Source organism: Streptomyces sp. NPDC055025, from assembly GCF_053608565.1.
In genome coordinates this window covers 147,132-160,746 of record NZ_JBSGVS010000007.1, presented here as the reverse complement: position 1 = coordinate 160,746, position 13,615 = coordinate 147,132, and the positions used below count along the sequence as shown (strand labels likewise).

The window sequence follows — 13,615 nt, the reverse complement described above, 5'->3', positions numbered from 1 at the left end:
TCCGGGAGACATCGCGTGACCCGAATCCGCGTCCGCGCCAACGGCCGGCTGGCAGCCGCCCTGGCGCTCAGCACCGCCGCGCTCACCGTGCTCACCGCCTGTGGTGCGGCACCCGAGGAATCCGCCAAGACGGCCGACTCCGCCGCCGCCACCTCGGCCGCCGACTTCGGCGGACTGAAGGACCTGGTCGCCGCCGCCGAGAAGGAGGGCGAGCTCAACGCGATCGCCCTTCCGCCGGACTGGGCGAACTACGGCGAGGTCATCAAGGCGTTCGAGGCCAAGTACAAGATCAAGGTCAACAGCGAGAACCCGGACGGTTCCAGCTCCGACGAGATCGCCGCCGTCAAGTCCCGCAAGGGCCAGGACCGCGCCCCCGACGTCCTCGACCTCGGTATCGCCTTCGCCCGCAGCGGCGCGGCCGAGAACCTCTTCGCGCCGTACAAGGTCGAGGCCTGGGACAAGATCCCCGACGCCCAGAAGGAGAAGGACGGCCGCTGGTTCAACGACTACGGCGGCTACATCTCCATCGGCTGCGACGCCTCCCGGATCAAGACCTGCCCCGAGACCTTCGCCGATCTCCTCAAGCCCGAGTACAAGGGCAAGGTGGCGCTCAACGGCAACCCCACCAAGTCCGGTTCGGCCTTCGGCGGCGTCTACGCGGCCTCCCTCGCCAACAAGGGCTCCTTCGGCGACATCCAGCCCGGTATCGACTTCTTCGGTGAGCTGAAGAAGAACGGCAACTTCATCCCCGTCGAGTCCACCCCGGCCACGGTCGAGAAGGGCGAGACGCCCATCTCCATCGACTGGGACTACCTCAACGCCAGTTACGCCGACCAGTTCAAGGGCAAGGGCGTGGACTGGAAGGTCGCCATCCCGAGCGACGGCGTCTACGCGCAGTACTACTCGCAGGCCATCAACAAGGACGCGCCGCACCCGGCCGCCGCCCGCCTGTGGATGGAGTTCCTCTACAGCGCCGAGGGCCAGAACCTCTGGCTGAAGGGGTACGCGCGTCCCGTGCTGCTGCCCGCCATGACCACGGACGGTACGGCCGACAAGGGCTTCGTCGCCAAGCTCCCCGAGGTCGAGGGCACCCCGACCTTCCCCGAGTCCGCCGAACTGGACAAGGCCAACGCCACCCTCGCCGAGAACTGGGACAAGGCCGTCTCCTGATGACCGCCCCCACCCCGACCGTCTCCACCCCGCCCGTGGCGGGCGCCGCCGACGGCAGCAGCCGTCGGCGGCGGGCGCCGCGCGTCTGGCTCGGCGCCCTCCCGCTGCTCGTCTTCGCCGGAGTCTGCTTCGGTCTGCCGGTCGGCGCCCTGCTCTACGGGGCCGTCACCCGGGACGATCCGGCCACCGGCGCCACCGCCCTGACCGGCGAGCACCTCCAGCGCTCGCTCCAGGGCCCCTATCTGACCTCGCTGATCGGCAGCGTCGAACTCTCCGCGCTGACCGCCGTGATCGGCACCGTGCTCGGAATGCTGATCGCCCAGGCCGTCGTCACCTCACGCGGTACCGCGCTGCGCAACGGTGTGCTCACCGCCTCCGGAGTGCTCGCCAACTTCGGCGGTATCCCGCTCGCGTTCGCGTTCGTCGCCACGCTCGGTATCTCCGGTGTGGTCACCCAGCTCGGCCATCTCGACGGCCTCGGCTGGAATCTGTACTCCTTCACCGGACTGACCATCATCTATCTCTACTTCCTGGTGCCGCTGATGGTGCTGGTCAGCGTTCCCGCGCTGGACGGTCTGCGCCCGCAGTGGCGGGAGGCCGCGCAGAACGCCGGGGCCACCTCCTGGCAGTTCTGGCGCCATGTCGGACTGCCGGTCCTCGCGCCCTCGCTGCTCGGCGGGTTCGTGCTGCTCTTCGGGAGTGCCTTCGCCGCGCACGCCACCGCCGCCGCGCTGGTCGGCGGCTCGGTCCCGCTGGTCACCCTGAAGATCGCGGACGCGCTCTCCGGCAACGTACTGGTCGGTCAGGAGAATGTGGCGCTCGCGCTGAGCCTCGACATGATCGTGATCGCCGGCCTGGTCATGGCGGTCTATCTGCCCCTCCAGCGACGGAGCACCCGATGGCTGCACTGACCCCCACCGCCACCCCGGCCGCCCCCGCGCCCGCCGCTCCCCGCAAGGCACGGGATGCCGGGGCCGCGCGCCCCCGTCGCCGTCCCCGGGTCTGGCGCGGTGCCGTGCTCCTCCTGGCCGGGCTCTACTTCCTCGTACCGCTGCTGTCCTCGTTCGTCTTCACGGTGCGCGTCCCCGGCCAGGGCCTCACCTTCGACGCGTACACCGGGATCCTCTCCGCCGAGGGCTTCACCCAGAGCCTGCTGCTCTCGCTCGGGCTCGCGGCGGCCACCATCGTCCTCGCGCTGCTGCTCACCGTGCCGGCCCTGGTGGCCGTACGGCTCGGCGCGCCGAAACTCGCCCCACTCGTCGAGATCGTCTGCATGCTGCCGCTGGTGGTGCCACCGATCGCGCTGGTCACCGGGGTGACCACGGTGCTGCGCTGGGGACCCGACCATCTCTCCCGTACGCCGCTCTACCAGACGTTCCTCGCGGTGCAGAACGAGTCGTTCCCCGTGGTGCTGGTGCTCGCCTACACGGTGCTCGCCCTGCCGTTCGTCTACCGCTCGCTGGACGCCGGGCTGCGCGCCATCGACGTACCCACCCTGGTGGAGGCCGCGCGCAACTGCGGGGCGAGCAGGCCGTATGTGATCCTGCGGGTCATCCTGCCCAATCTGCGCTCATCCCTGGCCGGTGCCTCCTTCCTCACCCTGGCGCTGGTCCTGGGCGAGTTCACCATCGCGTCGCTGCTCGGCTTCCGGCCCTTCGCGGTGTGGATCGTCACCGTCTCGGGCGCGGAGGCCCGGATGTCGGTGGCCGTGTCCCTGCTCAGCCTGCTGATCACCTGGGCGCTGCTGCTGGTCCTCTCGCGGGCGGGGACGCGCGCCTCCTCGGCCGCCACTCCCGCTCCGCCCACCGACCCCGCCCCCTCCACGGCCTCTTCCGGGGCCACGGCCCCGGCACCCACCGCCGCCTCTTCCGTCTCCGGCAAGGAGTAGACCCCCATGTCATCCACCTCCACAGCGACCGCGGAGCGGCCGGAGAAGGCCACCGCCGCCGGCGCCCTGGTCGAATTCCGCGGTCTGCGCCGGGTCTTCGGTGCCACCGTCGCCCTCGACGGACTGGACCTGACGGCCAGGCCGGGCGAACTGCTCGCCCTGCTCGGCCCCTCGGGCTGCGGCAAGACCACGGCGCTGCGGGTTCTCGCCGGCTTCGAGCAGCCGGACGCGGGCGAGGTGCTGGTGGACGGCGAGGACATCACCCGGGTGCCGGCCAACCGGCGCGACGCCGGCATGGTCTTCCAGTCGTACAGCCTCTTCCCGCACCTCAACGCCCGCGACAATGTGGCCTTCGGGCTGCGGGTACGGAAGGTGTCCACCGCCGAGCGGCGCGCCCGCGCCGCCGAACTCCTCGATCTGGTCGGTCTGCCCCAGCACGGCGACCGCTTCCCGCACCAGATGTCCGGCGGTCAGCAGCAGCGTGTCGCGCTGGCCCGCGCGCTGGCGCTGCGCCCGCGCGTCCTGCTGCTCGACGAGCCGCTCTCGGCGCTCGACGCGAAGGTGCGGCTCACCCTGCGCGAGGAGATCCGGCGGCTCCAGCTCTCGCTGGGCATCACCACCATCTTCGTCACCCACGACCAGGAGGAGGCGCTCTCCATGGCCGACCGGGTGGCGGTGCTCAACGCGGGCCGGCTGGAGCAGTGCGCGCCGCCCGCCGAGCTGTACGAGCGGCCCGCCACGCCGTTCGTCGCCGAGTTCGTCGGCGCGATGAACCGGCTGCCCGGCCGGCTCACCGACGGCGGACTGGTCGAGGTCGCGGGCGCCGAGCTGCCCGTGGACGGCGAGATCCCGGCGGGGCGCGAGGTGGAGGTGCTGATACGGCCCGAGAACATCCTCGCCACCGCCGATCCCGCCGGTACGGCCACGGTCGTCTCCGCGTCCTTCTTCGGCTCGGTCACCCGGGTGCTGCTCGATCTGCCCGGCGGCGGCTCGGTCAAGTCCGACGTACCGTCGCGGGACGCCGGCGCGCTGACGCCGGGCGTACGCGCGACGGTCGCGCCGGCGCGGCGCCCGGTGCTCGTGGTACCGGCGGCGGGCAAGGGCGCGTGAGTACGCCTGAGGTGAGCGCGCCTGAGGTGAGTGCCCCTGAGGTGAGTCCGACCGAAATGGGTACGCCCGAGGTGAGGCCGCCCGGGGCGGTGCTCTTCGACATGGACGGCACGCTCGTGGACACCGAGGTGCTCTGGTGGGAGACGGCCGACGAGATCGCGGCCGGTCTCGGCCACCGGCTCACCGACGCGGACGCGCCGGAGGTCGTCGGCCGGGCGGTCGCCGACACCGCCGCCCATCTCGTCCGGGTCAGCGGCGGCGGCCGCGCGGACACGGTCGCCGCCGAACTGACCGGTTCCTTCCTCCGCCGCGTGGAGGCGGGGGTGCCGCTGCGGCCGGGCGCCCGCCGGCTGCTGGCCGAACTGGAGCGCGCCGAGGTGCCGTTCGCCCTGGTGAGCGCGTCCCCGAGGGCCGTGGTGGACTCGGTGGTCGCGGGCTCGCTGGCCGGTGTCGGCTTCGCCTTCACGCTCTCGGCCGACGACACCGTACGGACCAAACCGTACCCCGATCCCTATCGGGAGGCGGCCGAACGGCTGGGCCTCGGGCCCGGGGAGTGTGTCGCGGTGGAGGACTCGCCGGACGGCAGCGCGTCCGCCCAGGCGGCCGGCTGCCCGGTGCTGGTGGTGCCCTCGCTGCTGCCGGTGGAGCCGGCGGCCGGACGGTACTTCGCCGGCAGTCTGGAGGAGGTCGACCTCGGGGTGCTGCGCGGTTGCCGTGACGGCTCCGTCAACCGGTCGGGAAACCGTCCGGATCCTGGAATCGCGGAGCCGTTCCAAGGGTGATTCTCGCCACGTTTGATCGGCACCTGGCTCATATGAGCCCGATGCGGGTGGCTGCATCTCTGGAAGGGGTGGCACGGGGTGCCACCCCTTTCGTGTTCACATTCTGAACTCAGACGTCGGTGTCCATGCTCATATGAGCAGTTCGCGTCATGAGCAGGTCATGCCCGCTTCGAGAGGTGAAGACGCGACGCGGGGCCACCCGGCCCCGGGTCACTTTCGATCTGGTGGCGGACGGGTGGTTAAGGCCGTATGACAGGCAAGTGGACGTACCCAGGCACCTTCGATCTGGGTATGTTCCTCGCCGTCAGGGCAGCCACCGCGTCCTCGAGGAGTCGAGACCCGTGTCGGAAAACAATGATCCCCACTCAGCCTCAGCCGAGAAATTCGTCTATGACTTCACCGAGGGCAACAAGGATCTGAAGGACCTGCTCGGTGGCAAGGGTGCCAATCTCGCCGAGATGACCAATCTCGGGCTGCCGGTCCCTCCCGGCTTCACCATCACCACCGAGGCGTGCAACATCTACCTCGACAGCGGTACGGAACCGGCCTCCCTGCGCGACGAGGTGAGTGCCCATCTCGACGCCCTCGAACGGAAGATGGCCAAGAAGCTCGGACAGCACGACGATCCGCTGCTCGTCTCCGTACGCTCCGGGGCCAAGTTCTCCATGCCCGGCATGATGGAGACCGTCCTCAACGTCGGCCTCTCCGACGCCTCCGTGGCCGGGCTCGCCGCGCAGGCCGGTGACGAACGCTTCGCCTGGGACTCGTACCGCAGGCTCATCCAGATGTTCGGCAGGACCGTGCTCGGTGTCGACGGCGCGCTCTTCGAAGAGGCGCTGGAGGAGGCCAAACGCGCCAAGGGCGCGGCGACGGACGTGGATCTGGCGGCCGAGGACCTCAAGAAGCTGGTCAAGCGGTTCAAGAAGATCGTCTCCCGGGAGGCGGGCCGTGACTTCCCGCAGGACCCGCGCGAGCAGATGGATCTCGCGGTCCGCTCGGTCTTCGAGTCCTGGAACACCGACCGCGCCAAGCTCTACCGCCGCCAGGAACGCATCCCCGGCGATCTCGGCACGGCCGTCACCATCTGCTCCATGGTCTTCGGCAACCTCGGCCCGGACTCCGGCACGGGCGTCGCCTTCACCCGTGACCCCGCCAGCGGCCAGCAGGGCGTGTACGGCGACTACCTCCAGAACGCCCAGGGCGAGGATGTCGTCGCGGGCATCCGCAACACCGTGGCGCTCGCCGAACTGGAGGCCATCGACAAGAAGTCGTACGACCAGCTCATGAGCATCATGGAGACGCTGGAGACGCACTACCGCGATCTGTGCGACATCGAGTTCACCATCGAGCGCGGCCAGTTGTGGATGCTCCAGACCCGGGTCGGCAAGCGCACCGCCGGCGCCGCCTTCCGGATCGCCACCCAGCTCGTCGACCAGGGGCTGATCGGTGAGGCCGAGGCGCTCCAGCGCGTCAACGGCGCCCAGCTCGCCCAGCTCATGTTCCCGCGCTTCGACGAGGACGCCAAGCGCGAGCTGCTCGGACGCGGGATCGCCGCCTCGCCGGGCGCGGCCGTCGGCAAGGCGGTCTTCGACTCGTACACCGCCATCAAGTGGTCCAGGTCCGGTGAGAAGGTCATCCTCATCCGCCGCGAGACCAACCCCGACGACCTGGACGGCATGATCGCCGCCGAGGGCATCCTGACCTCGCGCGGCGGCAAGACCTCGCACGCCGCCGTCGTCGCCCGTGGCATGGGCAAGACCTGTGTCTGCGGCGCGGAGGAGCTGGAGGTCGACACCAAGGCCCGCCGGATGACGGTGAACGGGACCATCGTCGAGGAGGGCGACGTCGTCTCCATCGACGGCTCCACCGGCAAGGTCTACCGGGGCGAGGTCCCCGTCGTCCCGTCGCCCGTCGTCGAGTACTTCGAGGGCCGGATGCACGCCGGCGCCGACGACGCCGACGAACTGGTCGAGGCCGTCCACCGGATGATGGCGTACGCGGACCGCCGCCGCAGACTGCGGGTGCGCGCCAACGCCGACAACGTCGAGGACGCCCTGCGCGCCCGGCGCTTCGGCGCCCAGGGCATCGGACTGTGCCGCACGGAGCACATGTTCCTCGGCGAGCGCCGTGAGATGGTCGAGAGGCTGATCCTCGCCGACACGGACGACGAGCGTGAAACGGCGCTGGGCGCCCTGCTGCCGCTCCAGAAGAAGGACTTCATCGAGCTCTTCGAGGCGATGGACGGACTGCCCGTGACGGTACGGCTGCTCGACCCGCCGCTGCACGAGTTCCTCCCCGACATCACCGAACTGTCGGTACGGGTCGCGCTCGCCGAGGCCCGCAAGGACCACAACGAGAACGATCTGCGGCTCCTCCAGGCCGTGCACAAGCTCCATGAGCAGAACCCGATGCTCGGTCTGCGCGGGGTACGCCTCGGTCTGGTCATCCCGGGGCTCTTCGCCATGCAGGTCCGGGCCATCGCGGAGGCCGCGGCCGAGCGCAGGAACGCCAAGGGCGACCCACGGGCCGAGATCATGATCCCGCTCGTCGGCACGGTCCAGGAGCTGGAGATCGTCAGGGACGAGGCCCAGCTGGTCATCGCCGAGGTGGAGGCCGCCACCGGGGTCGAACTCAGGCTGGCGCTCGGCACGATGATCGAGCTGCCGCGCGCGGCCCTGACGGCCGGTCAGATCGCGGAGGCGGCGGAGTTCTTCTCCTTCGGTACGAACGATCTCACCCAGACCGTCTGGGGCTTCTCCCGCGACGACGTGGAGGCGAGCTTCTTCACGGCCTATCTGGAGAAGGGCATCTTCGGGGTCTCGCCGTTCGAGACGATCGACCGGGACGGGGTGGGCGCGCTCGTACGGAGCGCGGTGGAGGCGGGCCGTGCCACGCGGCCGGGGCTGAAGCTGGGCGTCTGCGGTGAGCACGGCGGCGACCCCGAGTCGGTGCACTTCTTCCACGAGGTGGGCCTGGACTATGTCTCCTGCTCGCCGTTCCGTATCCCGGTGGCACGGCTGGAGGCGGGCCGCGCGGCGGCGGCGTCGGCGGGCAGCGACTCGCGCTAGCCGTTGGCGGGGGCGCCGGTGTCGGCCGGTGCGGCCGGTGGTTCCGCGGCCGCGGTGTCCGTCCCGCCGCCGCTGCCGTACGAAGACCCCGAAGACCCCGGAGCCGGGCCGCCGGTTCATCCCGACCCTCGCCGACCCGGCGGGCGGCTCCGGAACACGAGGAAGGGGCGGGTGCCCGTGCGGAGGCGCCCGCCCCTTCGTCGATTCTCCGCCTCTTTCCCCGGGCGCGGCTTTCTCCAAGCACATTGAATAACGTGCCGAGGGCGGCTCCTGCGGCGCGCCGGAGCGCGGCCGGCGGATCCCCACCCACCGGCCGCGCTCCCTTTCCGAGAGCCGGACATGGAGCCGCAACCCCGACCGACCGCCGCCGGGCGCGCAAAGCCCCCCACGGCCTTCGCCGCGCCTATTCGGCCGTCCGGGTTTCATGCCCGACGCGGTACAGCTTTTCGGCTGGGACGGGGTGTCCGCGATGCGTTTCAACTGTGGCTGAAACACCGTGGTAACCGGCTGTGATGGCATGCATACTCGGTGCCGGGGGAGATTGTGGATGCAAACAGGTGGGGACTCGATGCTGCGTATTCATTTCACCGGGAAGGACCTCGGCGGGGTCCGGATGGCCGCCGGTCCCGATCCGCTCTGGGAAACCATTCTCAGTTTTCATCGAATAAGGGATCGGCGGGGCCCTCTTGTCTTCGGGGAATGGCGCAAGGAAACGCGGGCCAGGCTGAAAGGTGAAACGGTACTGCTCTCCGCGCTGGTTCCACGGCGCGGCTATTTCCCGGATTTCCTGACGCCCGCCGAGGGGCGGGCCGGCTTCGAGGCGGGCCTCGCGGCGCTGCGCGCCACCCCGCCCGAGCGGGTCCGCGCCGAGCTCGCCCTGCTCGCCGTCGAGCGTGCCAGGGCCGAGCGCCGTGCGTCGCGAAGGAGCCCGTCGAGGAGTCCGTCGAGAAAGCGCGCCGTGGAACTGCCGGCCGCACTCGGCGACGACGGGGACCGGGGCGGGAGCGGGGTCGGGGTCGGGAGCGGAGGCGGCGGGGGCGGGGGCGACGGGGTCGGCGACGGGAGCGGGGCCGGGGCTGATGGGGCCGCGGCCCGGGGCGATGGGGCGGGGACCGTCCGGCTCGGCGCGCTCGTCGAGGCGCTGCGTACGTACCACCGGGCCGCGATAGAGCCGTACTGGCCGCATATCCGGGCCAGGACCGAGGCGGACCGCGCGCTGCGCGGCCGGGCCCTGCTCGACGGCGGCGCCGACGAACTGCTCGGCACCCTGCCCCCGATGCTGCGCTGGCGCTCCCCGGTGCTGGAGGCCGACTATCCGGTCGAGCGCGAACTGCGCCTGGACGGACGGGGGCTGCTCCTCCAGCCGTCCTTCTTCTGCCGTGGCACACCCGTCGTCCACCGGGACCCGACGCTGCCGCCCGTCCTGGTCTACCCCATGACGCACTCCGACGCGCCCGCCGTCACGGAGCGCCCGGGGCCCTCGCTCGGGCGGCTCGTCGGCCACACCCGCTCGGCGGTCCTGCGGGCCATCGAACACGGTTCCACGACCAGTGAACTGGCCCGCAGGACAGGGGTGTCACTCGCCTCCGCGAGCCAGCACGCCTGCGTACTGCGGGAGGCGGGGCTCGTGGTCACCCTGCGCCACGGCAACGCCGTACTGCACACCCTCACCCCACTGGGCGCCGCCCTGCTGAGGGGCGGCGCCACCGCGGACGGTCTCCACGCGCGGAACTGACGACGGGTTCTACGCGCGGAACAGCGACGGGCTCTAGGCGCGGAACGGCCCCGTCACCTCGTAGGTGATGCCGGCCGACGAACTGCCGCTGGTCCCCCGCTGGCTGGAGAAGTAGAGCCGCTTGCCGTCGGGGGAGAAGGCCGGTCCGGTGATCTCGGAGCCGGACTGGCCGCCGATGCGCAGGAACGGCGCCACGACATCGTTCGGCGTGATGACGCAGATCTCCATGTTCCCGCCGTCCTCGGAGACATAGAGATCGCCGGACGAGGAACCGGTCACATTGTCGACCCCGGTCAGTGGCGCCGTACCGGACACCAGGGAGTCGTCGTAGGCCAGCTCGATGGTCCCCGCGACCACGTTGTACTGCCAGACGCGGTTGTCACCCTTGGTGGTGAACCAGCAGGTGTCGTCCGCGTAGTAGCAGCCCTCGCCGCCGTTGAAGCGCTTGGCGCCCGAGACCTGGTTACGGGTGGCCGTGGCGCCGGTGGGGTCGGGCACGGTCTTCCAGGTCACAGGACCGCTGGTGGCCGTGCCCGCGACGAGCACCTCGAGCCGGCCCGACGACAGATCGCCCCAGATGGTCGGGGTGAAGCGGTAGAAGCAGCCGTCGGTGGTGTCCTCGGTGAGATAGATCACCTTGCGGACCGGGTCGGCCGCGGCGGCCTCGTGCTTGAAGCGGCCCATCGCGTCCCGCCGTACCGCCGCCTTCGTGCCCCACGGGTCGGTCTCGTAGACATAGCCGCGGTCCACCTCCTCGCAGGAGAGCCAGGTGTTCCACGGCGTCTTGCCGCCCGCGCAGTTCTGCCGGGTGCCGGAGAGGATCCGGTACGCGCCGGTGATCGCGCCGGCGGCCGAGAAGCGGACGGCGCTCGCGCCGCCCGACGGGTCGATCTCCGAGTTGGAGACATAGATCCAGCCGGTGCCGTCGGCGTAGCAGGCGCCGCCGTCGGGTGCGCTGTGCCAGGTGTACGAGGTGCCGGAGACCGGCTGCCCGGAACGGGCGATCACGCGGCTGGTGAAGCCGGCGGGGAGGCGGATGTTGTTGGCGTCCGCCGCGCCGAGCGCTCCATAGGGGCCCGCGCCCGGCTGGGCGGGGGCGGCGATGGCCGCTCCGCGCCACAACGTGCCGCCGAGTGCGGCGGCGGAGGTGCCGATGACCGCTCCGCGCAGGAAACTGCGACGTTCCACTGGTCGCTCCATGGGGGTGTGGTGACCGTCCCGGGGCGCCGGACGGCGCCACGGGGTCGCACGCCGCAGGAGCCTAGGGGCCGCGCATGGCCGGTGGTTGAACGGGTGGTGAGGCGGAGCCGAGCCGTAGGGCGTGGGGAGCCGGGCCGTAGGGCCTGGGCCCGCCCAGCCGGTACGGAGCCGGCCCGCCTCGCTGGTACGGAGCCGGCCCCCGCCCCGGTCCCGCGGTGTGCGTACGCGCGATGCGCGAACGGACGAACTCGTGCCACGTCCGTTGACGAACACCACCTCCGCCTCTACGTTCCGAACAGCGCTCTCGAAACTTTCTGTGAACTTTCCGAAATCACATGAGAGAGGGACGATCGTGAGAAAACCTCGGATTTTATCCGGAGTCGTGGCAGCCGTCTCGGCCCTGACCGCGGCGGCCGTCGCCGTCGTCGGACTCGCCGCCCCCGCGCACGCCGCGGACCCCGTCCTGCGGGACCTCGCCGCGACGAAGGGCGTCTACTACGGCACCGCCGTCACGTCCTCGAAGCTGAGCGGTACGTACGGAGCCCTCGCCGGCGCCCAGTTCGACTCCATCACCCCCGCCAACGAGATGAAGTGGGGCACGGTCGAGCCGAACCGGGGCAGCTTCAACTGGGCCGGCGCCGACCGGGTGGTGAACTTCGCCGAGGCCAACGGGCAGCGGGTGCGCGGGCATACGCTCGTCTGGCACAGCCAGATGCCCAACTGGCTCGCCAACGGATCCTTCAGCAACACCGAGCTGCGCACGATCATGACCGACCATGTCACCGCCGAGGTCACCCGCTACCGGGGGCGGATCGACCACTGGGACGTCGTCAACGAGCCGCTCAACGAAGACGGCACCATGAGGGGCAGCAAGTTCTACAACCAGCTCGGCGAGTCGTACATCGCCGACGCCTTCCGTGCCGCACGCGCCGCCGATCCCACCGCCAAGCTGTACATCAACGACTACAACACGGACGGCACGGGCGCCAAGAGCAACGGGATGTACTCCCTGGTCCAGCGGCTCAAGGCACAGGGCGTCCCGATCGACGGCGTCGGCTTCCAGGGCCATCTCATCCTCGGCCAGGTACCGTCCACCCTCCAGGCCAATCTCCAGCGCTTCGCCGACCTCGGGGTGGACGTGGCCGTCACCGAACTCGACATCCGGATGACGCTGCCCGCCACCGACGCCAAGCTCACCCAGCAGAAGGCCGAGTACAAGGCCGTCACCAGCGCCTGCCTCGCCGTGGCGCGCTGCGAGGGCGTCACCGTCTGGGGCTTCACCGACTCCGACTCCTGGATCCCGGACGTCTTCCCCGGTGAGGGGGCGGCCACCCCGTACGACGCGGGCTTCCAGCCCAAGCCGGCCTACTACGGCATCGCGGAGGCGCTGGGCTGGACCGGTGACGGAGGCCCCGGTGATCCGGGTGACCCGGGTGATCCCACTCCCACCACCGGCTGCGCGGTGGCCTATGCCGTCCAGAGCCAGTGGAACACCGGCTTCACCGCCGGTGTGACCGTCAGGAACACCGGGACCTCGCCGGTCAACGGCTGGACCCTGCGCTGGACATGGCCCTCGGGCCAGAGCGTGACCCAGGCCTGGAACGCCACCGTCAGCCAGTCCGGGGCACAGGCCACCGCCGTGAACGCCGCCCACAACGCGGCCATCGCTCCCGGCGGCTCGGTCACCTTCGGGTTCAACGGCGCGTGGAGCGGCGGCAATACCGCGCCGGGCGCCTTCACCCTGAACGGGGCGGCCTGCACGGCCGCCGTGTCGTAGCGGGCAGGAGCAGGAGCAGGAGCAGGAGCAGGGGCAGGGGCAGGGGCGGCGGCGAGGGCACGAGCAGGGGCGGGAACGCCGGTATATAGGGTCACGGTCGTGCCCGACATATCGCTGACCGCGCTCATTCTGCTCTGCCTCGCCGCCGCCGGGGCCGGCTGGATCGATGCCGTGGTGGGCGGCGGCGGGCTGCTGCTTCTGCCCGCGATGCTGCTCGGCTTTCCCCATGTCCCCGCCGCGCACATCCTCGGCACCAACAAGGCGGTCGCCATCGTCGGTACGTCGGGCGCGGCGGTGACATATCTGCGGAAGGCTCCGGTCGATGTCCGGACGGCGGTACGGATCGGCCTCGCGGCCCTCGCCGGCTCGATGACCGGAGCCTTCTTCGCGGCCGGGATCAGCAGTGATGTGCTGCGGCCGGTGATCATGGTGGTGCTGCTGGGGGTGGCGGCCTTTGTGATGCTGCGGCCGTCCTTCGGACGGACACAGGCGGGCGGCCCCGTCACACGGGTGCGTGCGGTCATGGCGATCGTGCTGGTCGGCGGTGGGATCGGCTTCTACGACGGGCTGATCGGACCCGGCACGGGAACGTTTCTCGTACTGGCCCTCACAGCCGTACTCCACCTCGATCTGGTGACGGCCTCCGCCACCGCGAAGATCGTGAACGTCTGCACCAACGCCGGGGCGCTCGCCATGTTCGCCCACCAGGGCACGGTGATGTGGAAGCTCGCGGCGCTGATGGCGGTCTTCAATCTGGCGGGCGGGATGCTCGGCGCGCGCATGGCGCTCGACAAGGGCAGCGAATTCGTGCGCGGGGTACTGCTGGTGGTGGTGTTCTCGCTGGTCGCGAAGCTCGCGTTCGACCAGTGGACCGGGTGAGCGGGT

General features: G+C 70.7%; 10 protein-coding genes. 9 read left to right on the top strand and 1 reads right to left on the bottom strand.

All coding sequences use genetic code 11. From position 1 onward, the window contains the following. The first annotated feature begins 15 nt into the window (after positions 1-15). The 7 genes from ACWGDX_RS07050 to ACWGDX_RS07020 all read left to right on the top strand — a co-directional run bounded on the left by ACWGDX_RS07050 (position 16) and on the right by ACWGDX_RS07020 (position 9,753). Positions 16-1,170, top strand: a complete 1,155-nt coding sequence (locus ACWGDX_RS07050) for an ABC transporter substrate-binding protein (protein WP_453622998.1) — start codon at positions 16-18, stop codon at positions 1,168-1,170. After that, positions 1,170-2,081, top strand: a complete 912-nt coding sequence (locus ACWGDX_RS07045; RefSeq protein WP_383033276.1) for an ABC transporter permease — start codon at positions 1,170-1,172, stop codon at positions 2,079-2,081. Before ACWGDX_RS07050 ends, ACWGDX_RS07045 begins: the two co-directional genes overlap by 1 nt. Continuing rightward, the gene (locus tag ACWGDX_RS07040; protein WP_453622996.1) at positions 2,069-3,058 is read left to right on the top strand and encodes an ABC transporter permease; all 990 of its coding nucleotides are present in this window, start codon (positions 2,069-2,071) and stop codon (positions 3,056-3,058) included. Before ACWGDX_RS07045 ends, ACWGDX_RS07040 begins: the two co-directional genes overlap by 13 nt. Positions 3,059-3,064: 6 nt before the next feature. Beyond that, positions 3,065-4,168, top strand: a complete 1,104-nt coding sequence (locus tag ACWGDX_RS07035) for an ABC transporter ATP-binding protein (RefSeq protein WP_453622994.1) — start codon at positions 3,065-3,067, stop codon at positions 4,166-4,168. Between the two features lie 56 nt (positions 4,169-4,224). Continuing rightward, on the top strand, positions 4,225-4,950 hold the full coding sequence (locus ACWGDX_RS07030; RefSeq protein ID WP_453623047.1) for an HAD family hydrolase: 726 nt from the start codon (positions 4,225-4,227) through the stop codon (positions 4,948-4,950). A 341-nt stretch (positions 4,951-5,291) separates the two neighbouring features. After that, positions 5,292-8,018: a pyruvate, phosphate dikinase gene (gene ppdK / locus ACWGDX_RS07025; protein ID WP_453622992.1), complete on the top strand. Its 2,727-nt coding sequence runs from the start codon at positions 5,292-5,294 to the stop codon at positions 8,016-8,018. Positions 8,019-8,631: 613 nt separating this feature from the next. After that, positions 8,632-9,753, top strand: coding sequence for an ArsR/SmtB family transcription factor (locus ACWGDX_RS07020; protein ID WP_453623046.1), 1,122 nt, complete (start codon positions 8,632-8,634; stop codon positions 9,751-9,753). A gap of 33 nt (positions 9,754-9,786) precedes the next feature. Here ACWGDX_RS07020 and ACWGDX_RS07015 read toward each other — a convergent pair whose 3' ends face one another. Further along, positions 9,787-10,941, bottom strand: a complete 1,155-nt coding sequence (locus ACWGDX_RS07015; RefSeq protein WP_383033272.1) for an alkaline phosphatase PhoX — start codon at positions 10,939-10,941, stop codon at positions 9,787-9,789. Positions 10,942-11,335: 394 nt separating this feature from the next. Between ACWGDX_RS07015 and ACWGDX_RS07010 the strand changes: the two genes are divergently transcribed. Beyond that, positions 11,336-12,730, top strand: coding sequence for an endo-1,4-beta-xylanase (locus ACWGDX_RS07010; RefSeq protein WP_453622990.1), 1,395 nt, complete (start codon positions 11,336-11,338; stop codon positions 12,728-12,730). 99 nt (positions 12,731-12,829) lie between these two features. Continuing rightward, positions 12,830-13,609: a sulfite exporter TauE/SafE family protein gene (locus tag ACWGDX_RS07005; protein WP_453622988.1), complete on the top strand. Its 780-nt coding sequence runs from the start codon at positions 12,830-12,832 to the stop codon at positions 13,607-13,609. Positions 13,610-13,615 lie beyond the last annotated feature (6 nt).

Bases quoted from the DNA above. Each gene is read 5' to 3' on its own strand.
- ACWGDX_RS07040 (WP_453622996.1), top strand. From the start codon at position 2,069: ATGGCTGCACTGACCCCCACCGCCACCCCGGCCGCCCCCGCGCCCGCC.
- ACWGDX_RS07045 (WP_383033276.1), top strand. From the start codon at position 1,170: ATGACCGCCCCCACCCCGACCGTCTCCACCCCGCCCGTGGCGGGCGCC.
- ACWGDX_RS07035 (WP_453622994.1), top strand. From the start codon at position 3,065: ATGTCATCCACCTCCACAGCGACCGCGGAGCGGCCGGAGAAGGCCACC.
- ACWGDX_RS07020 (WP_453623046.1), top strand. From the start codon at position 8,632: ATGGCCGCCGGTCCCGATCCGCTCTGGGAAACCATTCTCAGTTTTCAT.
- ACWGDX_RS07030 (WP_453623047.1), top strand. From the start codon at position 4,225: ATGGGTACGCCCGAGGTGAGGCCGCCCGGGGCGGTGCTCTTCGACATG.